This is a genomic window from Clostridium acetobutylicum ATCC 824 (assembly GCF_000008765.1).
Lineage (GTDB): Bacteria > Bacillota > Clostridia > Clostridiales > Clostridiaceae > Clostridium_S > Clostridium_S acetobutylicum.
The window spans coordinates 2,969,422-2,995,195 of the sequence record NC_003030.1 but is presented as its reverse complement, the minus strand read 5'-3'; the positions used below and the strand labels follow the sequence as shown (position 1 = coordinate 2,995,195).

The window sequence follows — 25,774 nt, the reverse complement described above, 5'->3', positions numbered from 1 at the left end:
TAAAATGTATTTTTTGCTATGTTATGGACACAATACTAAAAGGAGGTGTTAGCAATGAATAATGATTGGAAAAACAACAAAAGTAATAAACAAAGTAGGGTGATGGATTTTTTAAAAAGAAATGCTTTTTACATAGTGTTATTTCTTTGTTTGTGTATTATAGGTGCAGTTAGCATATATATGAACATAAAGACTAACACTAAGAGTGTTTCGGTAAATCAGCCTAGTCAGAAAAGTACTTTACAGAATAAAAATAAAACATCGAAAGTAACTGATAAGGGAAATGCAGCTAAAGAAAAAATAGAGAATGCAAAGCAAGTTAATCAAAATCAAAATTTAATTAAGAAAGATACTCAATCAACAACACAAGCATCATCTAATAACGTTGTAAAAAAGAGTTTTATGGAACCAATTCAAAATGGCAATATAGTAGTTAAATTTGATACTTGGTATTCTAAAAATGGAAAGTATACTAGTATACCAGGAGAATATATATCTCCTAGTAAAGATTCCAATGTTATAGCTGCTTGTGATGGAGTTGTAAAAGCTATTGATGCTGGTAAAGTTACTATTTCAAATGATCAAACAGGTTACACTACAGTATATGATAATTTAGATGAAAAGAGCATAACTGTTAAACCGAATGATAATGTTAAACAAGGTCAAACTATAGGTAAAATAGGTGACAGTAATTACAGTAATAAATTGATAACAGATACAAGTTGTTTGTATTTTGAAATTGATCAAAAGCAAAACGATGGAACTTATTTAGCTGTAGATCCTGAAAAAATTTTAGTTCATTAAGATTAATAAATTACTTTGAAAACACTCAAAGTAATTTATGGTGATATTAATGCATATTTATTAATTAGAAGGGTTAAGGAGGTAGCAACTTTGAAAGATTACATTGAAGAAAGAGTTATGGAAGTTGCGAAATATATAATTGAGTCTAAGGCTACTATTCGAAAAACAGCTAAAGTTTTTGGTGTTAGTAAGAGTACAATACACAAAGATATGACAGAAAGATTACCTCAAATAAATCCTCAAATTGCTGAGCTTGCTAAAGGTGTGCTGGAGTTAAATAAAGCGGAAAGGCATATAAGAGGAGGAAAAGCAACAAAAATGAAGTATAAAGCTATTGAAGGTTAAAAACATTCCGTTTATAATAATATAGAAGATATATAAATATATATTTTAGTATTATTACACTGTAGGATATATTGTTTAATTTTTTAATTAAGGGAAATGTAGTTTGGATATTTTAGGATTAAAAAATATATCTATATTTAAAACGTAGAAATAAACGTATGAGATGGAGTGAATAAAGGAATGTTTTTTGGTATAGGAAATGATATGGGAATAGACCTAGGAACCGCTACGGTATTGGTTTATTTAAAAGGTAAGGGTGTTATTCTGAAAGAACCATCTGTTGTAGCAATCAATCGTACTAATAATGAAGTTTTGGCTGTTGGAGAAGAAGCAAGGCAAATGATAGGTAGGACACCAGGTAATATTACTGCAATACGTCCATTAAGAAATGGTGTAATTTCTGACTATGATGTAACAGAGAAGATGCTAAAGCATTTTATCAGAAAAGCTTGCGGTAAGAGAAGAATTTCTCAACCTAAAATTATAATATGTGTTCCTTGTGAGGCTACTGGAGTTGAACAAAGAGCAGTAAAAGATGCTGCAAAAAATGCAGGGGCTAAAAAAGTTAGTTTGATTGAAGAGCCATTAGCAGCTGCAATTGGAGCAGGTCTCGATATTACTAAAGCAAGTGGTAATATGGTTATAGATATAGGTGGAGGAACTACAGATATAGCTGTAATTTCATTAGGTGGTATGGTTGTAAGAAGCTCTATAAAAGTAGCAGGAGATACATTTGACGAATCTATAATAAAGTATATAAGAAAAAAACATAAATTAATGATTGGCGAAAGAACGGCTGAAGATTTAAAGATAAATATAGGTTCGGCATATAAGAAGGAAATAGAGGAGACTATGGAGATTAGAGGAAGAGATTTAGTTACTGGACTCCCTAAAAACGTTGAAGTATCTTCTTCAGAGATGCGTGATGCACTTAAAGAGGCTGTAAGTTCAATTGCAGAATGTGCACATGCTGTTCTTGAAAAAACTCCTCCAGAGTTAGCGGCAGATGTATCAGATAAGGGTATAATGATGACAGGCGGAGGTTCTCTATTAAATGGACTTGATAAGTTCATACAAGAGGTAACACAAGTGCCTGTATATGTGGCTGAAGATCCTGTCTCATGTGTTGCCTTAGGAACGGGTAAATCACTTGAGTATATAGACAAGATAGATATGAATGATGAGTTAAGTCTTATTAGGTAACTTTAGTTATAAATTATAGTTAAGAATAAAATTTGTAAGCGAGAAAATTAAATTTAAAATATAAGTATTCATTAAAGTCAATTTTTATATGCAAATTATAAAATATTCTAAAAATTGAATGGGCATGCTGCCCTTTCAATTTTTCCTTTAATGACTAGAATGTATTTTAATTATATTTTCTCGCTTTCTATTTTAGTGTAGATGCGCTATCTGGAAAAATACTATCACTAAAAGTTTTATGAAGATAATAAGAATGAATAATCGTTTGAACTATGACTTTTGACATTTCAAAGATTAAGTTTAAACGTATATTTCTATTAGTAAATAATTCGCTGCTTTCACAGGAATCAACTATTCCAACAATAGAAACTTCGCCAACATCTGGAAGTGACTTTCCAACGCCCTTTCCAGGATGAATAGCATAATCTCGTACTTGAATCTCACCTATATTTTCAGTATCACCTAAGCAAGCATCTATGCCTATTATTGTTGAATTTGTATGATCTTTTTTTATTTTGTACAGTTTTTTATCTATATTTAAAGCGTGGATAGGTTCCGAAATTGTCCCGTAAACGTTTAGTGGAAAGAACTTTTCCTTAAGCATTGTTCCAACCATAGGGCCAAGGCAGTCACCTATGCAGCGATCTGTTCCTATACATATTATTATTGTATTATCATCTATATAATGTTTTAAAAAATTTGAGAGCCTGTAGTATGCCATTGGTAGGTTATAAAAAGCTTTGATTTTGTTCAACAGAATCACCTCCTAGATAATTTATATGTACTTAACACTTTTAATATCACTAATAGATTTTAAAATAATAATATATATAAATGATTTGCGTGCTAAAAGTGGAGTAATTAAGAGATATTGCTGAAAAATATAATGATATTTGCCGATAATGGTCTATTATGGCCATTGATTTTTAAAGGGTATCAACGTATAATATTACTTGTTGACGCGGTGAAAACTGCTGATGCAAGTCTTGTGGAGGAATTCCCGAGTGGCTAAAGGGGGCAGACTGTAAATCTGTTAGCTCAGCTTTCCATGGTTCGAATCCATGTTCCTCCACCATTTAAATAAACTAGGGCGTTTAGCTCAGCTGGGAGAGCATCTGCCTTACAAGCAGAGGGTCACAGGTTCGAGCCCTGTAATGCCCACTTAATAAAATTTAATAAGCTGGCATAGCTCAATTGGTAGAGCAACTGACTTGTAATCAGTAGGTTGTGGGTTCAATTCCTACTGCCAGCACCAAATGTGGAGGAATTCCCGAGTGGCCAAAGGGGGCAGACTGTAAATCTGTTAGCTCAGCTTTCCATGGTTCGAATCCATGTTCCTCCACCATAAAAGACACACAAGTGTCTTTTTTTAAGTTTATATTGACTAAGATTGTTATAAAGTGTATTATTTAGTGTGTAATATAATTGAATGGAAACTCTTATCAAGAGAGGTGGAGGGAAAGGGCCCGTTGAAACCCGGCAACCGATGTATTAATTTAAGTACATAATGGTGCCAATTCCTGCAGAATTATTCTGCAAGATAAGAGAGAGAATGTTAAGTCTCTTCTTATTGAGGAGACTTTTATTTTTATATTGTAGGAGGAAGTGGATATAATGAGAAAGTTATTTACATCTGAATCAGTAACAGAAGGGCATCCAGATAAAATCTGCGATCAAATATCAGACGCTATTTTAGATGCCATATTGGAAAAAGATCCAAATGGAAGAGTTGCTTGTGAAACTACAGTGACTACAGGAATTGTTAATGTTATGGGAGAAATATCAACAAATTGTTACGTTGATATTCCTAAAATAGTAAGAAAAACTGTAAGAGAGATTGGATATACTAGAGCTAAATATGGTTTTGATTGCGATACATGTGCAGTTGTAACATCTATTGATGAACAATCAGCTGATATTGCAATGGGAGTAGATGAAGCTTTAGAATCTAAAAAAGGTGAAATGGATAAAATTGATGCAGTTGGTGCAGGAGATCAAGGTATGATGTTTGGTTATGCGACAAACGAAACTAAAGAATTTATGCCTATGCCTATTGCGCTTGCTCATAGATTATCTAGAAGATTAGCAGAGGTTAGAAAAGACGGTACTTTGGACTATCTAAGACCAGATGGAAAAACTCAAGTTACAATAGAGTATGAAGATGATAAGCCAGTAAGGGTAGATGCTATTGTAATATCAACACAGCATGGACCTGAAATAGGACATGAGCAGATTGAAAAAGATTTAATTGAAAAAGTAGTAAAGTATGTTATATCACCTGAACTTTTAGATGAAAATACAAAATATTATATAAATCCTACTGGAAGATTTGTTGTAGGTGGACCTCAAGGAGATTCAGGACTTACAGGAAGAAAGATAATAGTTGATACTTATGGTGGATATGGAAGACACGGAGGCGGTGCTTTTTCAGGAAAAGATCCAACTAAGGTTGATAGATCAGCAGCTTATGCAGCAAGATGGGTTGCAAAGAATCTTGTAGCAGCAGGAATTGCTGATAAACTTGAAATACAGCTTGCATATGCAATAGGAGTTGCAAAACCAGTATCTATTTCAGTTGACACTTTTGGTACTGGTAAGATAGAAGAAAGTAAGATTGTTGAAATAGTAGAAAAAGTTTTTGATTTGAGACCAGGAGCTATAATAAGAGATCTTAACCTTAAGAGGCCAATATACAGACAAGTAGCAGCTTATGGCCACTTTGGTAGATTAGATGTAGAATTACCATGGGAGCAGTTGGATAGAGTTGAAGCGATAAAAAAATATTTATAATAAATGCTTGATATAAGAATGGCACTGAAAAGCTTATAGTTTTTCAGTGCCATTCTTATAAGTGGCTATTTTTATTCTAGGATAACTTTAAAATATATTAGTATAATATTATACTTATGTTAAAATCTTTATATAGGATATTTTAAATTTATATATATTATGATATTATAAGAGTATTGGTTATGAGAAATCAAAATGAGAATTAATTCATAGGGAAATGGATTAATTCTTGTTCGAGGTAAATAAATTAGTAGTATACTTATTTTGTATAATATTATAAAAGAAGGTAGAGTTATGAAAAATCCATATGAGGGTGGATTTTTGCATATGATTTGGAACGTGAAGAATTTCATGATAAAGGCTTTGGTTTTTGCATTAGTTATATCTTTGGGATTGACATTTTTAGCGATTAAAACTTTCCTACATATTTTAAACCATTTGTACATTTTTGCGGGGAAGAGAGTTAGCATTGAAATATTATATCTTTCAATTTATATAGGTATTATACTAGTTCTGGAATTAGTTGAAATCATTTGCAATAAGCATCTTACAAAAATGTAAAGGTATGAGGGGGGTACATAAATTTATTGTATCTCTTTTTTACGTGAATGTTAATATTAATGTAATTATAAAATATTTATAGTGAAACTGAATTAACTACAAATACAGTTGTATTTTTTATAATAGCAAAAGAGGAATCACTATAGTAAGGAGAAATCTATATGGTAGAACTTCGTTGTGTTATTGAAGCTGTTGTGTTCAAAAATGAAGAAAATGGGTATGTTGTTGCAAACGCAAATGCAGAAGGAAAAGATAAAATTACAATTGTTGGATGCATACCGTATATTATGGAAGGCCAATCTTTAAAGATTTCAGGAGAATGGATTGTTCATCCACAGTTTGGAAAGCAATTTAAAATTGAACGCTGCGAAGAAATACTACCTAATTCTTTATTAGGTATAGAAAAATATTTGGCATCAGGAATTATATCGGGAATAGGTCCTGTAACAGCAAAAAAGATAGTTAATAAATTTGGAGAAAAAACTCTTGAGATATTAGATAATGATATATATAGATTAAGTGAAATAGAGGGAATAGGTAAAAAGAAAATAGATAAAATATATGAGGCGTATTCAGAACAAAGAGAAGTAAGAAATATTATGATTTTTCTTCAGAATTATGGCGTTACGCCTAAACAATGTGTGAAAATATATAATCACTATAAATCTAAGGCTATAGAGGTTGTGAAACAAAACCCATATATTCTTGTAGAAGAGATATCAGGAATAGGTTTTAAGACGGCAGATAAAATAGCTCGTAGTCTTGGAATACAAGGAAACTCTCCATTTAGAATTGAAAGTGGAGTATGTTATGTAATAAATGAATTTTGTGCTTTAGGTAATACATATATGCCTATAGATAAACTTGTAAAGAACTGTATTAATGTATTAAATGTAAAAAAAGAAGAGGTTGAAAAAGCAATATATGAATGTACTCTTTCTCAAAAGATAAAGGTTGAAATAATAAATGGGGAAAATTGTGTTTTTACAATGGAATATTACTATTGTGAGATAGGAATAACAAGAAAGATAATAACTCTTGCCTATGATAGTTATAAAAGCTTAGAGATAGATGTAGACCAAAAGATAATACAGTTTGAAAATGAAAATAAAATAAAATTTGCACCATCACAAGTAGAAGCTATTGAAGGAGCGTTTTCAAATGGTATAGAAGTAATAACAGGAGGGCCTGGTACAGGTAAGACAACAATAATAAGATGCATAACATATATATTTGAAGAATTAAATATGAAGGTATTTATGGCAGCACCTACAGGAAGAGCTGCAAAAAGAATGTCCGAATCAACAGGTAGGGAGGCCAAGACCATACATAGAATGCTGGAGCTTGGATATGAAGATGAGGTGTTTTTTGATAATAATAACTATAGTACACTTCAATGTGATGTTGTAATAATAGACGAGGCATCAATGATAGATGTTGTTTTAATGAACAGTCTATTGAAGTCAATAGGTATGGGTACTAGGGTTATTATAGTTGGTGATGTAGACCAGCTTCCTTCTGTGGGACCTGGAAATGTGCTGAGAGATATAATTGAAAGTAAATGTGTAAAGGTCATTAGATTGAATAATATTTTTAGGCAAGCAAAGGAAAGTATGATTACAGTGAATGCGCATAAAATCAATAGTGGTGAAATGCCCCTTCTAAATAAAAAGGATAAGGATTTTTATTTTATACGAGAAGATAATGCAGAAGCTATAACCAATACTATAATTAGTTTGGTTTACAAGAGACTGCCACTTTTTAATAAGTCTTGGAAGGCTGCTAGGGATATACAAGTGTTAGCACCTATGAAAAAGGGGATAGCAGGTGTTGCAAACTTAAATGTAAGTCTTCAAAGCATTATTAATCCTCCTCATAAAAGTAAAGATGAAATAAAATTTAGAGATAATATATTTAGAGTTGGCGACAAGGTTATGCAAATAAAAAACAATTATATGTTAAAATGGAATAGAATAAATGGAGATGGCGAAAAGACAGGAGAAGGAGTTTTTAATGGAGATATAGGGTTTATAAGTAATATAGATGAGGATAATAATGTGATAGTTATTTTTGATGATGAAAAAGAGGTTACATATGAAAGAATTAACTTAGATGAACTTGAACTTGCATATGCAATAACTATCCATAAAAGCCAGGGAAGTGAATTCCCAGTAGTGGTTCTTCCTATGACTATGGGGCCACCTCTTCTGATGAATAGGAACCTTCTTTATACAGGAATTACAAGAGCAAAGCAGCTAGTTGTAATAGTTGGGTTTCCAAAAGCAATAAAATTTATGATAGATAACGATAAAAGTTTTGAAAGATATTCAGGTCTCAAATGGAGAATCGAAGATATAATAAAAGAAGAGAGTGAGGAGTGAGAGTTTTATGGAAAAATCATGTATTAAAATTAGAGAAGAATATAGCAAGATATCTCAAACTCTTTTAAAATTATTGAGTGGTAGGGAAAGATATATAAATTTAAACTCACCTCCATATAATACTTCAAAGATTTTCTTGAATATTATAATTGATTATATAACAAATGGAAAAAGTGTACTGTATATAACAGATGAAATTGAAAGTGAAGTTGAAATAATAAAGTTAATAAAAAAAGCTAGGCTTAAAGATTATACATATTATAGGGGAAAAAGGCTATATACAACGTCTAATTTTATGATATGTAATTATGAAAATGCTTTTGATCTAGATCTTGATTTCAATCTTGTTATTTATGATGATATAAGAAGCTTTCCAATGCATAACAGAAGGGAAATAATAAGGCTTTTGGAGAAATTTGACACAAGGAAGTGTAAATTTATAGCTTATTCCGTGGATTCTATATTTGATAGAGGAAGAGAAATAATAATACCTATAAATGCTACAGGAATGCCAGTAGTTGAACCTAGAGTTATATTAACAAGAATAGACATAAATAAAGACATGCCTTATGTGGTGTATGATTATTTAAAATGGTCTGTTAACACAAACAAAAACACTATAATACCTGTTAAGGATAGTAATAGAATGAATAGTTTTTTTCATTATTTAACTAATTATGAACTTGGTTTTAAGGGAAGAGTGTTTGAATATTCTAAAGAAAATAGAAAAGAAGGATTAAAAGATCTAAAAAGGTCAATAATTATAACAGATAGGTTTGATGATATATCTAAGGATGAGAGTGATGTAAATATAATGGTGTATTTTAATGAGGACAATAGATTTAGCTTTAAATCGTTAGTTTACTTTTGTGGTAGAACTGGAAAAAGTGATATTTCAAAGAGAGGAGAGGTTATATTTATAGCTAACAAAGAAACGGAATGTATGGATATGGCTAAAAGTATAACGAGAAACTTCAATAAAATAGCATGGGAAAAAGGATTGTTAACTATTTAAAATATGTTTTTGATGCTGTAATAAGTATTATATATTATAATGATGAGAAATGTGCGGTTTGTAAAAAGGAAATTTATGATGATGAAAATATATGTAAAGAGTGTCTAAACAAGGTAAAATTTTGTGATAGTAGATATTTTATAGAGAAAAATGATATTTCATTTGAGGTATATTGTACTGCATATTATTCCAGCGTTATACGTGAAATGATAATAAAACTTAAATACAGAAAAGACTTTTTGTGTGGTGAGGTATTAGCGGAACTTATGCATAAGGTACTAATTGAGAAAAATATTCAATTTGATGAAATTGTATTTGTTCCTATGACTACACATGATTTAAAAAAAAGAGGTTTTAATCAAAGCGAATTTTTAGCTTCTAAGCTTTCAAGTAGAGTTGATAAGCCTTTGAAAAATTATATAAGAAAGAATTTACAAACTAAGGACCAAATAGGACTTACAGATGAAATGAGATGGGATAATTTAAAAAGAAGCTTTAGTTTTTATGGACCAGAGAAAATAAAGGATAAGGTTGTACTTCTTATACATGATGTGTTTACTACGGGAGCGACAGCCTTTTTTTGTTCAAAAGAATTAATAAATAATGGAGCAAAAAAAGTTATAGTATTGACTGTAGCTAAAAGTAGTATATAATATTATTATATTAAGTTAGGTTTGTGGTTGAAAGTCGATGCCAGTCGCAGGCAAAACGATCCACGTAAGTTAAACAAAGTTTTAATGAGCATGGTGCGGCTTAGAAGTAAGTCCTGCCGCTTTAGGCGAGAGTATTAGTAGTGAGAGGGTAATTCCGGGTAGCGAAACTTCCAGCAGGCGAGTGTGGGGTCAAAGACCAGGTCAACTAACTTAATATATTTTATTTAGTTATTATGAAATCGATTATAAAGAGGAGGTTCTCCATCGTATAATTTTAGGTGGAGTTTTAAAGTAATGTCTCAACATATAACAAAACCTGTTTATCAAAAAATTGCTATTGATATTGCAAACAGAATAGTATCTGGAGATTTTTCAGTAGGAATGAAATTATATGGTCGTTCTCATCTTGCAAGTCAATACAAAGTTTCTCCTGAAACCATAAGACGTGCTGTTGCTATATTAAATGATATGGATATAGTAAAAGTTGAAAAAGGTAATGGTATAATTATAGAGTCTATGGACAAATGTCTTGAATTTATAAAAAAGTATAAGGACACAAATTCATTAACATCCTTAAAAGCAGAAATTGAAGAATTAATAAATAGTAGAAATGAATTGGAGAAAAGGATAGACAGCATTACTAATGAATTAATAGACTATTCGAGTAGGTTTAGTAAAACGAATCCATTTATTCCATTTGAATTTAAAATATATGACAATTTAGATGTTGTTGGAAAAAGAATTTCAGAAACTAAGTTTTGGCAAAATACTGGTGCCACAATAATAGGTATACGTCGTCAAGGTGAGCTTATACTTTCACCTGGTCCATATGCAACATTTAAAAATAATGATGTATTTATAGCGATAGGTGATGAGGGAAGTTATTACAGAATTAAAAATTTTTTATATGATGATACAAAATGATTTAATAGATTTGAAGTGAGCGAAAGCTCATTTTTTTTATTTCCTTTTAAGCCATGATATATAAGGGTTTAGCGTTTGTACCGAATTGAGATTTAATATCATTATCCTTTACAAAGTCCTCGTCCTATAGTATAATAAGTGACAACTTCATTTTTTTGCGAAGTTGTCACTTACTGTGCAGGAGGTGTTCTTTTGATAGAACTAAAAAATATATATAAAAAGGTTAATAACAGAATTATACTAAACAATGTAAATTTAACTATTAATAAGGGAGAGCTTGTAACATTAATAGGTCCAAGCGGTTGTGGAAAAACAACTACCCTAAAGATGATTAATAGATTAATACGCCAAACTTCTGGTGAAATTTTAATTAATGGAAATAAAATACAGAATGAAGACGCTATTAAATTAAGGAGAAATATAGGCTATGTAATACAACAAACAGGACTTTTTCCTCATCTGACAGTAGAAGAAAATATTTCTATGATATTAAAAATTGAGAAAGTAGATCAAACTAAGATTGATAAGAAAGTAGAAGAATTATTAAATTTAGTCGGAATGAATCCTGAAGATTATAAATATAAGTATCCAAGCCAATTAAGCGGTGGACAGCAGCAAAGAATAGGCATTGCACGTGCTCTTGCTATGGATCCTGAAATAATACTTATGGATGAGCCATTTAGTGCCTTGGATCCATTAACAAGAAATCAACTTCAAGATGAGATCTTTTCGATACATCAAAATTTAAAAAAGACTATAGTTTTTGTGACACATGATATGGATGAAGCACTTAAATTAGCAGATAAAATTTGTATTATGAAGGACGGAAAAGTAATTCAATACGATACTCCAGACAAGATACTTAAAAATCCTAAAGATGATTTTGTGAAAACTTTTGTTGGAGAAAATAGAATATGGAATCAGCCTGAATTAATTAAAGTTAAGGATATAATGATAAATAATGTGATAAAATCTAGTCCTGAAAGAACTTCTATTCAAGCATTAGAGATTATGAAATCAAATCATGTGGATAGGTTAATTGTAGCTTCAAAAGATAATAAATTACTTGGAATTGTTACCTTAAGAGAATTGAAATTTAGTATAAATGAAAATAAAAAACTTAAGGATATTATGAAAAATAACATAACAACAATAAATGAAAATGATTCTATAGTAAATGTATTAGATATAGTTGAGAATCAAAAGATTGGTTTTATACCAGTTATAAATAATGATTCGAGCCTTGTTGGTCTTATTACAAAAAGTAGTTTGCTTTCTGTATTAAGCAATCAATTTATAAACAAGGAGGTTAATTTATATGAGTAGCTTTATTAATTTTACAATTGACAGAAAAGATCAAATTTTAAGTTTATTTTTGCAGCATATTGAACTTACTTTATTTGCAGTAATTGTTTCAATAATTATAGGTGTTCCTATAGGAATTTTAATAACAAGAGTACGGAAAATTTCTTCAACGGTTATAGCACTTGCTAATGTAGTTCAATCTATTCCAAGTATGGCTTTACTTGGATTTTTAATTCCTGTCTTTGGTATAGGAAGTAAGCCTGCAATAGTAATGGTTGTTTTGTATTCGCTTTTGCCAATTATAAAAAACACATTCACTGGATTGAAAAATATACAGCCGCATATAATAGAGGCTGCAACGGGAATAGGACTTACTAAAAATCAAATACTAGTAAAAATAAGTTTACCGCTAGCCATGCCTGTAATAATGTCTGGTATAAGAATTTCTGTAGTAACTGCTGTAGGACTTATGACTATAGCTGCATTTATTGGTGCGGGTGGTCTTGGATATCTTGTTTTTTCAGGAGTACAGACAGTTAATAATAACATGATACTAGCTGGTGCAATACCTGCCTCAATACTCGCTCTACTTTTAGATTTAATAATAGGTAAGATAGAAAACTTAGTTACCACAGAAGGAAAAAAGAATGAGGATTTAATAAAATCTAAGAAATTAAAAAAAGGTAGAAATAAAAAGTATAAAATAGTTGCGGCTATTCTTATAGTAATAACTATAATTTCAGGTTCAATAATGTTCTATAATAGTCAAAATAAAAAGGTTATAGTTATTGGGTCAAAGAATTTTAATGAGCAACTTATACTCGGTAATATGGTTGCTTCATTAATAGAACATAATACGGACTATAAGGTTGAAAGAAAATTAAACCTTGGTGGTACGAGTGTAGCTTTTAATGCTTTAAAATCTGGAAATATAGATATGTATGTTGAGTATACAGGTACAGGACTTGTGGATATAATGAAAAAGCCAACTATAAGTGATGAAAAAAAGGTTTATAATGATGTAAAAAGCTTTTTTGATAAGAACTATAATATAGAATGGCTAAAGCCTATTGGTTTTAACAATACTTATGCACTTGCAATGAAAAAAAATGTTGCTTCAAAATATAATATAAATACTGTATCTGATTTATCTAAAGTGAGTAATAATATGATTTTAGGTAGTACTATGGAATTTTTAAATAGATCAGATGGATATCCTGGATTAAATAATAAATATGGGTTGAAGTTTAACAGTACAAAAGGTTTAGACGGAGGCTTAAGGTATTCATCATTAAATAAAAATGAGACGCAGGTAACAGATGCCTTTTTAACAGATGGTCTATTACAGAAGTTTAATTTGAAGGTTTTAAAAGATGACAAAAACTTTTTCCCACCTTATTATGCTGCTCCTATTGTAAGGGAAGATACTCTAAAAAAGTTTCCTAAATTAAAACCACTTCTTATGAAACTTGCAAACAAAATTACAGATTCTGAAATGAGAGCACTTAATTATAAAGTTGATAATGGACAAGATCCTCAAAAGGTAGCAGATGAATTTTTAAGAAGTAAACATTTGATTAAATAGTTAAAAGAAGGGTGTTCATAGCTATGTTTTAAATCGCTATGAGCATCTTTTTAATTATAGAAATTATTTTAGGTTAAGAATTAGATAAATAGTATATTTTTATTTTCCAAAGTATACTATTTATTTTGTATAAGAAATAATAGGTTTTAAATAGTAACAAGAAAGTTCATATTTGTGAAGAGTTAAAAACCAAAAAAAATCAAAATTTATTATAAGAAAATATAAAATGCATATACTAATATAAAACAAAAATTTAACAGAATAAACTGAAAATATGTATAATTCAGAAAGAAAAGGTTTAAAACTAGTAGTAAACGCAAGTAATAGTGATTTAAACTCGTTTAATATATAGTTTATTTGGTTTATTCTACTTGTTTTGTCATTTTGAAAAAGTTAAAATGTAGTTATAGAAGTTAATATTAAGTTAAGATATATGATTGTAAATCAATTATACATCTATATTGGGTTTAGAGAGGGGCTGAAATTATGAAATTAATAGTTAGTGGAAAAAATTTAGAAGTCACAGAAGGCCTTAGAGAGGCTGTTGAAAAGCAAATATCCAAACTTGAGAAGTACTTTAAACCTGAAGTAGAAGCACATGTCACTCTAAGTGTCGAGAAAAATAGACAGATAGTAGAAGTTACAATACCTTTTAATGGAGTTATTTTAAGAGGAGAAGAAACAAATAATGACATGTATGCTTCAATAGATATTGTTGGAGATAAGTTGGAAAGACAAGTCAGAAAACAAAAAACAAAATTAGAAAGAAGAAAATATTCGGATTCGCTTAAGTTCCAAAATATTCCTGATTATCACAAGGAAGAACAAGAACCAGAAATAGTAAAAACTAAAAGATTTGCTATAAAGCCAATGTCTGAAGAAGAAGCAGTACTTGAGATGGAATTATTAGGACACAACTTTTTTGTATTTCAAAATGGAGATTCAAATGAGGTAAATGTTGTATATAAACGAAAAGATGGCAATTATGGATTGATTGAACCTGAGTTTTAGTAAAAGAGTAAGGAATTTTCCTTACTCTTTTGTTTGCAAATGTTAATTTTTTGTAGAAATTAATATTTAAAGACCATATGAAGTTGAATGATTATTGAATAAATGATATAATCTATTAGATATTAATTTATTATATTAAAGGTAAAAAATAATGCTAATATTATAAATGTATAGTATTGTGGCATTTTTAGTAATTTTATAAAATTTATAGTGAGGATGAATATTATGGGACTGTTAGAGAAAATATTTGGTACATATAGTGATAGAGAAGTGAAAAGGATTATTCCTCTTGTTGATAAAATAGATGCACTAGATGGATCAATGCAAGCTTTAAGTGAGGATGAACTTAAAGCTAAAACTGCTGAATTTAAGCAGAGGTATGAAAATGGGGAAACACTTGATGATTTACTTGTTGAAGCATTTGCGGTGGTAAGAGAAGCTTCATCAAGAATTCTTGGCTTAAAGCATTTTAGAGAGCAAATTATAGGTGGTATTGTACTTCATCAGGGAAGAATTTCAGAGATGAAAACCGGTGAAGGTAAAACATTAGTTGCAACACTTCCGTCATATTTGAATGCAATTACAGGTAAGGGAGTTCATGTAGTAACAGTAAATGATTACCTTGCAAAAAGAGATATGGAATGGATGGGACAGCTTTATCAATATCTTGGATTAACTACAGGGGTAATAGTTCATGATCTTGATCAAAAACAAAGACAGGAAGCTTATGCAGCAGATATAACCTACGGTACAAATAACGAGTTTGGATTTGATTATTTAAGAGATAACATGGTTATATATAAGGAAGAAAGAGTTCAAAGACCACTTCACTTTTGTATAGTTGACGAGGTGGACTCAATCTTAATAGATGAGGCAAGAACACCACTTATAATATCCGGAGAAGGAGAAAAATCCACTGAATTTTACAAGGTGGCTGACAACTTCGCTAAGATGTTAAGGAAAGAAAAAGATTTTACTATTGATGAAAAAACTAATTCAGCAATACTAACAGATGAGGGTGTTGAAAAGGCAGAAAAATATTATCATATTGACAACTATGCAGATCCACAAAACATGGAAATACAACATCATACATCTCAGGCATTAAAGGCAAATTATTTAATGAAACGTGATAAAGATTATATGGTAAAGGAAGATGAAGTAGTAATTGTAGACGAATTTACCGGAAGACTTATGGAAGGTAGAAGATACAGTGATGGACTTCATCAAGCAATAGAAGCAAAAGAAGGTGTTAAGGTTCAAAAAGAATCTAAGACACTTGCTACAATAACTTTCCAGAATTATTTTAGAATGTATGAAAAACTTTCTGGTATGACAGGTACTGCATTAACAGAGGAAGTGGAGTTCAGAGAAATATATGGTCTTGACGTTGTTGTAATACCAACTCACAGACCTATAGCTAGAATAGATGCACCGGATATTGTATATAAGACTGAACTAGGAAAGTTTAAGGCAGTAGTTGAAGATATAGTAGAAACAAATAAAAATGGGCAGCCTGTACTTGTTGGTACTGTAAGTATAGAAAAATCAGAACTTCTGTCATCATTGCTTAAAAAAAGAGGAGTACGTCATCAGGTTTTAAATGCTAAGTATCATGAGCAAGAAGCAGAAATAATTTCACATGCAGGAGAAAAAGGCATGGTTACTATAGCAACTAATATGGCAGGACGTGGTACCGATATAAAGCTTGGAGAAGGAGTTACTGATGTAGGCGGTCTTAAGATAATAGGTACTGAAAGACATGAATCAAGACGTATAGATAATCAGCTTAGAGGTCGTGCTGGTCGTCAAGGAGATAAGGGATATTCAAGATTTTATGTTTCACTGGAAGACGATCTTATGAGAATATTTGGTTCCGATAAGCTTAAAAACATGGTTGAAAAATTAGGTCTTGGAGACGACGATGCAATAGAAAGTAAGATGGTAAGTTCGGCTATAGAGAATGCTCAAAAGAAGGTTGAAGGAAACAATTTTGACATAAGAAAAACTCTTATTCAGTACGATGATGTAATGAATAAACAGAGAGAAATCATCTACAAACAGAGAAGTGAGGTTCTAGAAGGTGAAAACCTAAAGGATCAAATAGAAGGAATGATAAAAGACCTTATTTATAACGCTGTTAATTCACACATAAGTGGAGTAGATGAAGAGCTTGAATCAGATATCGAAGCAATTCTAAATTACCTTGATGATATATGTCTTCCTAGAGGTATAGTTGAGGTTGAAGAACTTGCTACTATGTCAAATGATGAAATTAAAGAAAAGCTTTATTCTTTAGCTAAGGAAATATATGAAAGAAAAGAAGAAGAGTTTTCTAGCGATCAAATGAGAGAACTTGAAAGAGTAATATTACTTAGAGTGGTTGATACAAAGTGGATGGATCATATCGATAGTATGGAACACTTGAAACAAGGAATAGGACTTAGAGCATATAAGCAGCAGGATCCTACTCAAGCATATCAGATGGAAGGAAGCGATATGTTTGAAGAGATGGTAGAGAACATAAAAGTAGAAACCGTTAGGTATCTATTCCATGTTCAAGCTGAAAGAGCTCCTGAAAGACAGAGAGTTGTTAAAGAAACAGAGATAAATTACAGTGGACCAGATGCTGGAGATACTAAGAAAGAGCCTGTAAGAAGAAAAGAAAAGAAGATAGGAAGAAACGATTTATGTCCTTGTGGCTCTGGTAAAAAGTATAAGGATTGTTGTGGAAGAAGAGCATAATATATAAATAGTCATTTAATATATACCTGTTCCAAAATCTTTAATTATAGGGGTTGCGGTGCAGGTATAAGTTTATGTTTAAAACTGAGAGGGTGATTTTTTTGCTAATAAAGATTGAAGAAGCAGCTTCTTTAATAAAAGAAATAGAAATTAAGGCAAGAGAAATGAGGGCTTCTCTTTGACTTCGATAAAAGTAGAAGTAGAATAGATGAACTTGAAAGAGATATGCAGGAGCCTGATTTTTGGAATGATGTAAAAAGAGCACAAGAAATAAGCATGGAGATAAAATTTCTTAAAGGAAGAATTGATAGATTTAATTCTATTGAAAGCAGAATTGAAGATGATAATGTACTTATAGAAATGTGCAGAGAAGATGAAAATGAAGAAGAAGCGGATGAGATACTAAAGGAAGTTCGTGACTTACATGAAGAGGTAGATAATTTTAAGATAGAAATAATTCTTTCAGGAGAATATGATAGAAATAATGCTATTTTGAATCTTCATACAGGCGTTGGAGGTACCGATGCACAGGATTGGACACAAATGCTTTTGAGGATGTATACAAGATGGGCGGAAGCTAAAGGGTTCAAGGTAGACATAATTGATATGCTCCCAGGAGATGAAGCAGGTATAAAAAGTGTAAGTATAAATATTGATGGAGAATTTGCTTATGGATATTTAAAGGCTGAAAAAGGGATACATAGATTGGTCAGAATTTCACCCTTTAATGCAAATGGTAAAAGACAAACTTCTTTTGCATCTGTTGAAGTACTTCCACAATTAACTCAAAGCCAAGATATAGTTATACGACCTGAAGATTTAAAAGTGGATACTTATAGGGCCAGTGGAGCAGGTGGTCAGCATGTAAATAAAACAGAATCAGCAGTAAGAATAACCCATCTTCCAACGGGAATAGTTGTACAATGTCAGTCTGAAAGAAGTCAGCATTCTAATAAGGAAACTGCTATGAACATGTTAAAATCAAAGCTTGTTGAGTTAAAAGAAAGAATGCATAAGGAAAAGGTAGAAGACTTAGCAGGAGAACTTAAGGATATGGGATGGGGAAATCAAATAAGGTCATATGTATTTCAACCATACACAATGGTTAAGGATCATAGGACTGGTGTAGAGACTTCAAATGTAGATGCTGTTATGGATGGAGAAATTGATAAATTTATAATAGAGTACTTAAATAAGGAAAACAGCCAGAAATAATGCTAGGTAGTCATTTTACTGTAGAGGAGATGCATTGTTTTGAGTATAAGAAGAAATAGCATAAATAATACAACTGTAATAATAAACAAAAAAAGAGCAGAAAGACCTGTTGAACTAAAGAGTAAAAAGAAGAAGGAAGAAAAGGTACAATATGAGAAGGAATGTCCATTTTGTATTGGTAATGAATATAGAACACCAGCAGTAATCTATGACACAAAAGAACCATACCATGTAAGAGTTTCTGAAAACAAATATCCTATTGTTAAAGAAAAAAGCATGGATAATAATGAAGTATTTGGGAATCATTATGTGGTAATAGAAGGTAAAAATCATAGTGATAATATGTATGAGTTTACCAAAGAACAAATGCGAGAAATTATAAAAGCATATAAAAATACAGTATATAAACTTTATGAAAATGAAGATATAAAGTATGTTCAGATATTCAAGAATTGTGGTAAAGACTCTGGTGCATCACTTAAACACCCACACTCTCAAATTGTTGGAATAAATATAGTTCCTGATGAAATATCTAGGGAAATAAAAGGTACTAAAAAGTACTACGAAGAGAATAAGGAATGCTTTTATTGCAGCAGACTAAAAAAAGAAGTTCAATATAAAAAGAGAATTATTCATATGGGTAAATATTTCACTGCTTTTTGTCCGTATGATTCAACTTATCAGTACAAAGTTACCATAATGAAAAATAAGCACCAAAGCAATTTTGGTCTTGATGAATTAGAAATGATGGAATTAGGGGAAATAATAACATTAATATTAAAGAAATTAAATAATATAAGTTATAATTGCAGTTATAATATGTGTTTCCATTTTTTAAAGGAAGAAAATGAGTTCTATCATTTTTATGTGGACATTATACCTAGATTAAATCCAATGGGAGGATTTGAGATTGGTACTGGAATAATGATAAACACAGTTGACCCTGAGGTTGCAGCTGAAATTTTTAGAAATATCCAGTTATAATGAACTTATGCATGTATTAAGTTTACATGCATAAGTTTAGTTTTACTTTGCCTTTTTTATAGCAAGTACAATTATAATCAAGGATGATAAAGTAAAACCGCACAAAGAAAATAAAATTATTTGATTAGTGTACATTATAAATATGTTTGATGCATATGCTTTTCCAACTATTTCCTTTGAGGCCACCTCAAAACATCTGTCTATAGAAGAAGTCGAAATGTATGAAATAGTATCAGAAGGTGTATGAATTCTAAAATTATCATCATCACAGAAGGTAAGAGCCGATATTTTATTATCTCTAAAAGGAGAATGATCGCTAGCATTTTCAAATAAATAGTTAAAGTATACATGGTCTTTTGAGCATATATCTGCTGTTTCTTTTATTAAAGGAGTATTGGCAGAATCTTTTTTTGCCCCCATAAGGCATAGAGGAATTGATTTTTGTGCACCAATCATGTCAAAATTGAATACACTTGCTCCCTTAAGAGAGGATAAGTATTTATTTACAAAGGCTTCTGATCCTTTAAGCCCAAATTCTTCTCCATTAAAGGCAGCAAATATTATATCTCTATCAGGGGTGCCCAAGGATTTTAAAAATTTACTCATCTCAAGGATAAAGCTTACACCAGAAGCATTGTCTAGTGCACCATGATATATTTCTCCATTTAAATCTTCTCCAACATGATCAAAATGTGCAGATATAACTACAGGGTTCTTGGAGCTTTTTCCCTTAATGCAGCCTATTATATTTTTAAGGTTGGCAGAGCTATTTTGATATGGAATGAAGCAGTCAACTATGTAGCCGTTTTTTAAATAATTTTTTAGCTCATTTAAAGTATTTTCAGTTGTGACTATAAACATGGAATAAGGGCTGTTTCCATCAAAAGAGCTTCTAAAAGACAGGTTATCGTTTTCTGGACAATAAAAGACATATACATTGTTTCCAGAGTGAACCTTAATATAATACTTGCTCTCAGCAAAACTGAAGTTTTTGTAAAGGATAGCATGGTTTTGCTTAAAGCTGAGCATATCCTCTTTAAAGTCTTTACCGTAGGTATAGGTTTTTACTACCTCATTTGTGCTACTTATTACTTTTAGGTATGGGGCACCATCAATCTTTTGAGGATAAGCCGTTTTAAACACCTGGTAATAAAGGTTTGAATTGAATTTTTCAAGGTTCTCATTTTTAAATTGAGATTGTATATACCTTGCCGCTTCTTCATTTTCTAGGGTACCGCCCATTCTGCCTTTATAGTAGCTGCTGGATAAAAGAGCTATGTTATTTTTTACAGCATTGGCATTGAATTTATGTATGCTGTGATATTTATAAAAGGTAAAACTAAATATTGATGCAAATAAAATAAGAGGTATTAGCATAAGTTTAATTTTCATATATCTCCATCCTATAAATTCATTCATATATTTGTATGTGTTGGAGAAGAAGTATATTACTTTAAAGTTGAAATACTAAAAGTTTTTGTTTTATAATATTAAGGTATTAAAATCGTTAAAGGGTTAACATTTTTGGAGGTAAAATTATTTATGAAAGATATAAGTACTAGATTAGCCGAAAAGCTAAAAATAAATGTAAATCAAGTTAAGAATGTAATAGAAATGTTGGATGAAGGAGCAACAGTGCCTTTCATAGCAAGATATAGAAAGGAAAGAACAGGTGGATTAAGTGATGTTACACTAAGGGAATTAAATGAAAGCCTTATATATCTTAGAAACCTTGATGATAGAAAAGAAACAGTAATAAAGTCAATAGAAGAGCAGGGAAAGCTTACAGATGAACTAAAAGAAAAAGTATTAAAAGCAGAAACAATGACAGAGGTAGAGGATTTATATAGACCTTATAAGCCTAAAAAGAGAACAAGAGCGACTATAGCACTTGAGAAGGGATTAAAATCTCTTGCAGATGAAATTTTAGGAGGCAAATTTAAAGGTGATATAAATGAATTTGCATCTTCTTTTATAAATGAAGAGAAAGGTGTTAATACAATAGAAGAAGCACTTAAAGGTGCAGAAGATATAATAAGTGAAGTTATATCTGATAATGCTGAATTTAGAAAGTGGATAAGAAAATATACTTATAAAAATGGTGTTTTGGAAACTCAGGGAAGCAGCGAGGAGCCAACTCCATATGAAATGTATTATGATTTTAAAGAAGCAGTAAGTAAAATACCTCCACATAGAGTTCTTGCCATAAATAGAGGAGAAAAGGAAAAGATTTTATCCGTAAAGATAGCTACAGATGATGAAAAAATAATAAATTATCTTGTTTTAAACTGCCTTACTGGAAATGAGATAACTGATAAGTACATAGAAGAAAGTGTTAAGGATTCTTTAAAGAGACTTATATATCCTTCTATAGAGAGGGAAATAAGAGCAGAGCTTACTGAAAAAGGCGAAAATTCAGCTATTGAAATATTTAAGGCTAATTTAAAAGCTCTTTTAATGCAGCCACCTATAAAAGGAAAAGCGGTACTTGGATATGATCCAGGGTTTAGAACAGGATGTAAAATTGCTGTTTTAGATGATACAGGAAAACTTTTAGATACGGCTACAGTTTATGCAACAGCACCTCAAAACGATGTAGAAGGGTCAATAAAGACTTTAAAAGAACTTATTTATAAACACAATGTTGGAGTTGTATCTCTTGGTAATGGAACTGCAAGTAGAGAATCAGAGGAAGTTATTGCTAGACTTTTAAAGGAAATAAAAGAGGAAAAAGGAATAGACGTTTATTATGTAATAGTTTCAGAAGCAGGAGCATCAGTTTATTCAGCCTCAGAGCTTGCAGCTAAAGAGTACCCAGATATAAATGTTTCCTTAAGAGGAGCAATTTCTATAGGTAGAAGACTCCAAGATCCTTTAAGTGAACTTGTAAAGATTGATCCTAAATCTATAGGTGTTGGACAATATCAGCATGATGTGGCTCCTAAGAAGATGGACGAATCACTTAAAGGAGTAGTTGAAGACTGCGTTAACAATGTAGGAGTAGATCTTAATATAGCAACACCGTCTTTACTTTCATATGTATCAGGTATAAATGCAAATATTGCAAAGAATATAGTTGATTACAGGGAAGAAAACGGAGCGTTTAAAAACAGAAAAGAGCTTTTAAAGGTAAAAAGATTAGGACCAAAAGCTTTTGAGCAGTGTGCAGGATTTTTGAGAATAATGGATGGAGATGAAGTTTTGGATAACACTTCAGTTCACCCTGAATCATATAAGAAAGCAAAGGAACTTTTAAAGAAGTTGGGGTATGAGGAAGAAGATATAGCAAATAACAAACTTAAAGATATTGACAGCAAGGTAAGTTTACTTGGAATAGAAAGCTTAGCTGAAAGTCTCGATATCGGAATTCCAACACTTACAGACATAATAAGTTCTATAAAAAAACCAGGAAGAGATCCTAGAGAAGAAATGCCAAAGCCAATATTAAAGACAGGTATTATGGATATAAAACAGCTTAAGTCAGGTATGACACTTATGGGAACAGTAAGGAATGTAGCTGATTTTGGAGCTTTTGTAGATATTGGAGTGCATCAAGATGGACTTGTTCATATAAGTCAGCTCTCAGATAGCTTTGTAAAGCATCCTCTAGATGTTGTAAAAGTAGGAGATATAGTGGAAGTTAGAATTTTAGAAGTCGATGAGAAAAGAAATAGGATATCTCTGACAATGAAAAAATAGCCTAAAGGACTTGAACTTGTTATAATTATGATATATAATATAAAAAAATAAAGAATGATCTTCAGGGCAGGGTGAAATTCCCTACCGGCGGTATAGCCCGCGAGCCTTTTTAGGTATGATCCGGTTTGATTCCGGAGCCGACAGTAAAGTCTGGATGAAAGAAGATATATAGCATTATTTTGATATGTATGCCCTGACGTTTTTCGTTGGGGCTTTTTTAATGCTTCTGAAGATTTTAGGAGGGTTTAAGTTGAAGAATTCAAAACTCAGTACTTTAATCAAAATTTCACTTTTATCAGTAATAGGATTTATACTTATGTTTATCGAGGTTCCACTTCCGATTTTTCCAGGTTTCTTAAAAATCGATATAAGTGATCTTCCAGCACTTTTAGGAGCCTTTGCTATGGGACCTGTAGCAGGAATTATAATAGAATTTGTGAAAAATGCTTTACATCTTTTAAGAACACAAACTGCAGGTACAGGAGAATTAGCTAACTTTATAGTTGGAGGTGTACTAGTATTAGTTTCTGGAACAATGTACAAGTATAAAAAGACAAGAATCAATGCTGTAATGTCTCTTAGTGCAGGTGTTGTTGCAATGTCAGTGGTTGCAAGTTTGTTGAATTATTTTATATTCTTACCACTTTACGAAACATTGCTTCATTTCCCAATAAAAGAGATTGTAAAAATGGGTCATGCAATAAACCCAGCTATAAATGATTTAAATAGTTTTGTAGTGTATTCAATTTTGCCTTTTAACCTAATTAAAGGTGTTATGATATCAGCCTTAACTATGGTTATGTATAAAAGGGTTTCTCCAATGCTTCATAGAGAAACTGAACTATCTTCCAATAATAAGGTAGAGAGTATGCTAAAATAGCAGGCAAAAGCCTGCTATTTTAATTTCTCCACATTATAAGTGCATCCTCATCATTGTCACCGTAGTATTTTTTTCTTACTCCTGCTTCTTTAAAGCCAAATTTCTTATACAGATTTTGTGCTATTGTATTTGAAATTCTAACTTCTAAGGTCATAGAAGGTATATTTCTTTTTTCACATAGTTTTATAAGTTCTTCAAGAATTTTGTTTCCAATTCCCATTCCTCTAAACTCAGGATGAACAGCTATGTTTGTTATATGCCCCTCATCAATTATAAGCCATAAGCCACCATAACCAACTACAAGGTTATTATTTTTTATTACTACATATTTTGCAAACTTGTTTCTTAATTCACCTTCCATAGATTCTTTAGTCCAAGGAGTAGGAAAACATAAGTTTTCAATTTCAATGATTGAATCTATATCGTCCTTTTCTAGGGTATGCACTGTTAGGTTAGTCATCTATACTCATTCCTGTCCTTTTTTCATATTCTCTCTCTGCTTGAGATTTTCTTATGTATATAGGAGCTGAGGTTATTAAATCATCTTTAACGCCTGACTTTAATAGTTCCATGCCAAGCTCACATAAGCTTGAGGATCGCACTAAATTAAGATGTGCAGGAGCAAATTGCACATTTTCAACATTTTCATCAAAAAAGTTTCTGAATTTGTATACAGCATCACCTATAAAGGTTACTTGTGAATCATAGCCTTTCAGTAGTTCAATAAGCTCCGTAATGTGAATAGCATCATATTCGGTAAGTCTTTTTAATGAATTTCCTTCAAAGGTGTACAGGGCTGTATAAACATTGTCTCTAAGAGCATCTAGTACCGGACATATTATTCCAGGAGTATATGCCATATTATAAGCTAAGGCATCAAGAGAGGATACACTTACAAATGGTTTTTTGGAACCTTCACTTAAGCCTTTAACAATTGACATTCCTATTCTAAGACCTGTAAAAGAACCAGGTCCCTTTGACACAACAAAACCGTCTAGGTCTTCCACTTTTAAATTAACTGTATTTAACATATCGTCAATCATGCTCATAAGTATTACTGAATGTTGTTTTTTATAGTTAAATGTAATTTCCCCTAAAAGTTTATCATCATCCATTACCGCACAAGTGGCGGCTTGTGTAGCTGAATCAATTGCTAAAAGTTTCATATCTTAATCTCCTTTACATAATCATATCTTTTACCAGTATGAGTTATAGTGATTTTTCTATAATCCGGACCCATATCTAGGAGTTTTTTTATATTAACTTCAATATGCTCATCTGGTATTATGCTGCTAATATAATGGGACCACTCTATAACACTTACAGCATCGCTGAAGATATATTCATCAAAGCCTATGGCGTAAATTTCATCTGGATCATTTACTCTGTATACATCAAAATGATGTAATTTAAGTCTTCCTGTATATTCATTTACTATGTTAAAAGTTGGACTCGTTATGTAGTCTTCAATATTAAGTCCTTTTGCAATTCCTTTTGTAAAATGTGTTTTACCTGCACCTAAATCTCCATTAATACAAACAATATCTCCGGGCATAGCTAAAGCACCTAATTGTTCTCCAATACTAAAGGTTTTATCAACACTATCCACAATAAATTCCATAAGATCACCTCTTTTTGTGAATTTTATCCCTATTAAGTTTATATCAAATGTGC

At 31.3% G+C, this 25,774-nt stretch carries 21 protein-coding genes, 4 tRNA genes and 2 riboswitches; of the genes, 20 read left to right on the top strand and 5 right to left on the bottom strand.

Features of this window, described 5'->3' with window-relative positions; translation table 11 throughout:
- Positions 1-54 precede the first annotated feature (54 nt).
- From CA_RS14725 to CA_RS14715, 3 genes are all read left to right on the top strand, one after another.
- Positions 55-804, top strand: coding sequence for a M23 family metallopeptidase (locus tag CA_RS14725; protein WP_010966144.1), 750 nt, complete (start codon positions 55-57; stop codon positions 802-804).
- Positions 805-894: 90 nt separating this feature from the next.
- Complete coding sequence (gene spoIIID, locus CA_RS14720; protein ID WP_010966143.1) at positions 895-1,149, top strand: sporulation transcriptional regulator SpoIIID; 255 nt, start codon at positions 895-897, stop codon at positions 1,147-1,149.
- A 180-nt stretch (positions 1,150-1,329) separates the two neighbouring features.
- Positions 1,330-2,352, top strand: a complete 1,023-nt coding sequence (locus CA_RS14715; protein WP_010966142.1) for a rod shape-determining protein — start codon at positions 1,330-1,332, stop codon at positions 2,350-2,352.
- Between the two features lie 187 nt (positions 2,353-2,539).
- Here the strand turns inward: CA_RS14715 and yyaC are convergent, their stop codons facing one another.
- Positions 2,540-3,106, bottom strand: a complete 567-nt coding sequence (gene yyaC, locus CA_RS14710; RefSeq protein WP_010966141.1) for a spore protease YyaC — start codon at positions 3,104-3,106, stop codon at positions 2,540-2,542.
- A gap of 236 nt (positions 3,107-3,342) precedes the next feature.
- Between yyaC and CA_RS14705 the strand changes: the two genes are divergently transcribed.
- The 15 genes from CA_RS14705 (at position 3,343) to galT (ending at position 19,521) form a co-directional block, all read left to right on the top strand.
- A tRNA-Tyr gene (locus CA_RS14705) sits at positions 3,343-3,427 on the top strand.
- A 13-nt stretch (positions 3,428-3,440) separates the two neighbouring features.
- Positions 3,441-3,513: transfer RNA gene (locus tag CA_RS14700), tRNA-Val, on the top strand.
- Between the two features lie 18 nt (positions 3,514-3,531).
- Positions 3,532-3,607, top strand: a tRNA-Thr gene (locus CA_RS14695).
- Positions 3,608-3,612: 5 nt separating this feature from the next.
- Positions 3,613-3,697: transfer RNA gene (locus tag CA_RS14690), tRNA-Tyr, on the top strand.
- A gap of 91 nt (positions 3,698-3,788) precedes the next feature.
- Positions 3,789-3,899: riboswitch (SAM riboswitch) on the top strand.
- Between the two features lie 67 nt (positions 3,900-3,966).
- A complete protein-coding gene (gene metK / locus CA_RS14685; protein ID WP_010966140.1) occupies positions 3,967-5,142 on the top strand; it encodes a methionine adenosyltransferase in 1,176 nt (391 codons plus the stop codon).
- A 722-nt stretch (positions 5,143-5,864) separates the two neighbouring features.
- The gene (locus CA_RS14675; protein WP_010966138.1) at positions 5,865-8,084 is read left to right on the top strand and encodes an SF1B family DNA helicase RecD2; all 2,220 of its coding nucleotides are present in this window, start codon (positions 5,865-5,867) and stop codon (positions 8,082-8,084) included.
- Between the two features lie 7 nt (positions 8,085-8,091).
- A complete protein-coding gene (locus CA_RS14670; protein ID WP_010966137.1) occupies positions 8,092-9,099 on the top strand; it encodes a hypothetical protein in 1,008 nt (335 codons plus the stop codon).
- Positions 9,072-9,752: a ComF family protein gene (locus CA_RS14665; RefSeq protein ID WP_010966136.1), complete on the top strand. Its 681-nt coding sequence runs from the start codon at positions 9,072-9,074 to the stop codon at positions 9,750-9,752. The genes CA_RS14670 and CA_RS14665 overlap by 28 nt, the downstream gene beginning before the upstream one ends.
- A gap of 294 nt (positions 9,753-10,046) precedes the next feature.
- Positions 10,047-10,676, top strand: coding sequence for a TrkA C-terminal domain-containing protein (locus CA_RS14660; RefSeq protein ID WP_010966135.1), 630 nt, complete (start codon positions 10,047-10,049; stop codon positions 10,674-10,676).
- Positions 10,677-10,868: 192 nt separating this feature from the next.
- Positions 10,869-12,002, top strand: coding sequence for a betaine/proline/choline family ABC transporter ATP-binding protein (locus CA_RS14655; protein WP_010966134.1), 1,134 nt, complete (start codon positions 10,869-10,871; stop codon positions 12,000-12,002).
- The gene (locus CA_RS14650; RefSeq protein ID WP_010966133.1) at positions 11,995-13,566 is read left to right on the top strand and encodes a glycine betaine ABC transporter substrate-binding protein; all 1,572 of its coding nucleotides are present in this window, start codon (positions 11,995-11,997) and stop codon (positions 13,564-13,566) included. Before CA_RS14655 ends, CA_RS14650 begins: the two co-directional genes overlap by 8 nt.
- A gap of 486 nt (positions 13,567-14,052) precedes the next feature.
- Positions 14,053-14,577, top strand: coding sequence for a ribosome hibernation-promoting factor, HPF/YfiA family (gene hpf / locus CA_RS14645; protein ID WP_010966132.1), 525 nt, complete (start codon positions 14,053-14,055; stop codon positions 14,575-14,577).
- Positions 14,578-14,802: 225 nt separating this feature from the next.
- Positions 14,803-17,322, top strand: coding sequence for a preprotein translocase subunit SecA (secA, locus tag CA_RS14640; protein ID WP_010966131.1), 2,520 nt, complete (start codon positions 14,803-14,805; stop codon positions 17,320-17,322).
- Between the two features lie 101 nt (positions 17,323-17,423).
- A protein-coding gene (gene prfB, locus CA_RS14635; RefSeq protein ID WP_181244843.1) for a peptide chain release factor 2 occupies positions 17,424-18,537 on the top strand; the annotation gives its coding sequence in 2 pieces (ribosomal slippage) (positions 17,424-17,501 and positions 17,503-18,537; 1,113 coding nt in all).
- 39 nt (positions 18,538-18,576) lie between these two features.
- Positions 18,577-19,521, top strand: coding sequence for a galactose-1-phosphate uridylyltransferase (gene galT / locus CA_RS14630; RefSeq protein WP_010966129.1), 945 nt, complete (start codon positions 18,577-18,579; stop codon positions 19,519-19,521).
- A 42-nt stretch (positions 19,522-19,563) separates the two neighbouring features.
- Here galT and CA_RS14625 read toward each other — a convergent pair whose 3' ends face one another.
- Positions 19,564-20,913 carry a M28 family metallopeptidase gene (locus CA_RS14625; RefSeq protein ID WP_010966128.1) on the bottom strand — a complete coding sequence of 450 codons (1,350 nt, stop codon included), beginning with the start codon at positions 20,911-20,913 and terminating at the stop codon, positions 19,564-19,566.
- A 150-nt stretch (positions 20,914-21,063) separates the two neighbouring features.
- Here CA_RS14625 and CA_RS14620 point away from each other — a divergent pair, with 150 nt between their 5' ends.
- The gene (locus tag CA_RS14620; RefSeq protein ID WP_010966127.1) at positions 21,064-23,220 is read left to right on the top strand and encodes a Tex family protein; all 2,157 of its coding nucleotides are present in this window, start codon (positions 21,064-21,066) and stop codon (positions 23,218-23,220) included.
- Between the two features lie 53 nt (positions 23,221-23,273).
- Positions 23,274-23,390, top strand: a riboswitch (FMN riboswitch).
- 80 nt (positions 23,391-23,470) lie between these two features.
- Positions 23,471-24,100 (top strand): ECF transporter S component, encoded by a 630-nt coding sequence (locus tag CA_RS14615; RefSeq protein WP_010966126.1) that lies wholly within the window; start codon positions 23,471-23,473, stop codon positions 24,098-24,100.
- Positions 24,101-24,119: 19 nt separating this feature from the next.
- Here CA_RS14615 and rimI read toward each other — a convergent pair whose 3' ends face one another.
- From rimI to tsaE, 3 genes are read right to left on the bottom strand one after another with little or no spacing between them, the layout of a single operon-like run.
- On the bottom strand, positions 24,120-24,560 hold the full coding sequence (gene rimI / locus CA_RS14610; RefSeq protein ID WP_010966125.1) for a ribosomal protein S18-alanine N-acetyltransferase: 441 nt from the start codon (positions 24,558-24,560) through the stop codon (positions 24,120-24,122).
- Positions 24,553-25,266 (bottom strand): tRNA (adenosine(37)-N6)-threonylcarbamoyltransferase complex dimerization subunit type 1 TsaB, encoded by a 714-nt coding sequence (gene tsaB / locus CA_RS14605; RefSeq protein ID WP_010966124.1) that lies wholly within the window; start codon positions 25,264-25,266, stop codon positions 24,553-24,555. Before tsaB ends, rimI begins: the two co-directional genes overlap by 8 nt.
- Entirely contained in the window at positions 25,263-25,721 is a 459-nt protein-coding gene (gene tsaE / locus CA_RS14600; RefSeq protein ID WP_010966123.1) for a tRNA (adenosine(37)-N6)-threonylcarbamoyltransferase complex ATPase subunit type 1 TsaE, read from the bottom strand. The genes tsaB and tsaE overlap by 4 nt, the downstream gene beginning before the upstream one ends.
- Positions 25,722-25,774 lie beyond the last annotated feature (53 nt).

Bases quoted from the DNA above. Each gene is read 5' to 3' on its own strand.
- CA_RS14725 (WP_010966144.1), top strand. From the start codon at position 55: ATGAATAATGATTGGAAAAACAACAAAAGTAATAAACAAAGTAGGGTG.
- CA_RS14715 (WP_010966142.1), top strand. From the start codon at position 1,330: ATGTTTTTTGGTATAGGAAATGATATGGGAATAGACCTAGGAACCGCT.
- metK (WP_010966140.1), top strand. From the start codon at position 3,967: ATGAGAAAGTTATTTACATCTGAATCAGTAACAGAAGGGCATCCAGAT.
- CA_RS14675 (WP_010966138.1), top strand. From the start codon at position 5,865: ATGGTAGAACTTCGTTGTGTTATTGAAGCTGTTGTGTTCAAAAATGAA.
- CA_RS14670 (WP_010966137.1), top strand. From the start codon at position 8,092: ATGGAAAAATCATGTATTAAAATTAGAGAAGAATATAGCAAGATATCT.
- CA_RS14665 (WP_010966136.1), top strand. From the start codon at position 9,072: ATGGGAAAAAGGATTGTTAACTATTTAAAATATGTTTTTGATGCTGTA.
- CA_RS14660 (WP_010966135.1), top strand. From the start codon at position 10,047: ATGTCTCAACATATAACAAAACCTGTTTATCAAAAAATTGCTATTGAT.
- CA_RS14650 (WP_010966133.1), top strand. From the start codon at position 11,995: ATGAGTAGCTTTATTAATTTTACAATTGACAGAAAAGATCAAATTTTA.
- hpf (WP_010966132.1), top strand. From the start codon at position 14,053: ATGAAATTAATAGTTAGTGGAAAAAATTTAGAAGTCACAGAAGGCCTT.
- secA (WP_010966131.1), top strand. From the start codon at position 14,803: ATGGGACTGTTAGAGAAAATATTTGGTACATATAGTGATAGAGAAGTG.
- CA_RS14625 (WP_010966128.1), bottom strand. From the start codon at position 20,913: ATGAAAATTAAACTTATGCTAATACCTCTTATTTTATTTGCATCAATA.
- CA_RS14620 (WP_010966127.1), top strand. From the start codon at position 21,064: ATGAAAGATATAAGTACTAGATTAGCCGAAAAGCTAAAAATAAATGTA.
- rimI (WP_010966125.1), bottom strand. From the start codon at position 24,560: ATGACTAACCTAACAGTGCATACCCTAGAAAAGGACGATATAGATTCA.
- tsaB (WP_010966124.1), bottom strand. From the start codon at position 25,266: ATGAAACTTTTAGCAATTGATTCAGCTACACAAGCCGCCACTTGTGCG.
- tsaE (WP_010966123.1), bottom strand. From the start codon at position 25,721: ATGGAATTTATTGTGGATAGTGTTGATAAAACCTTTAGTATTGGAGAA.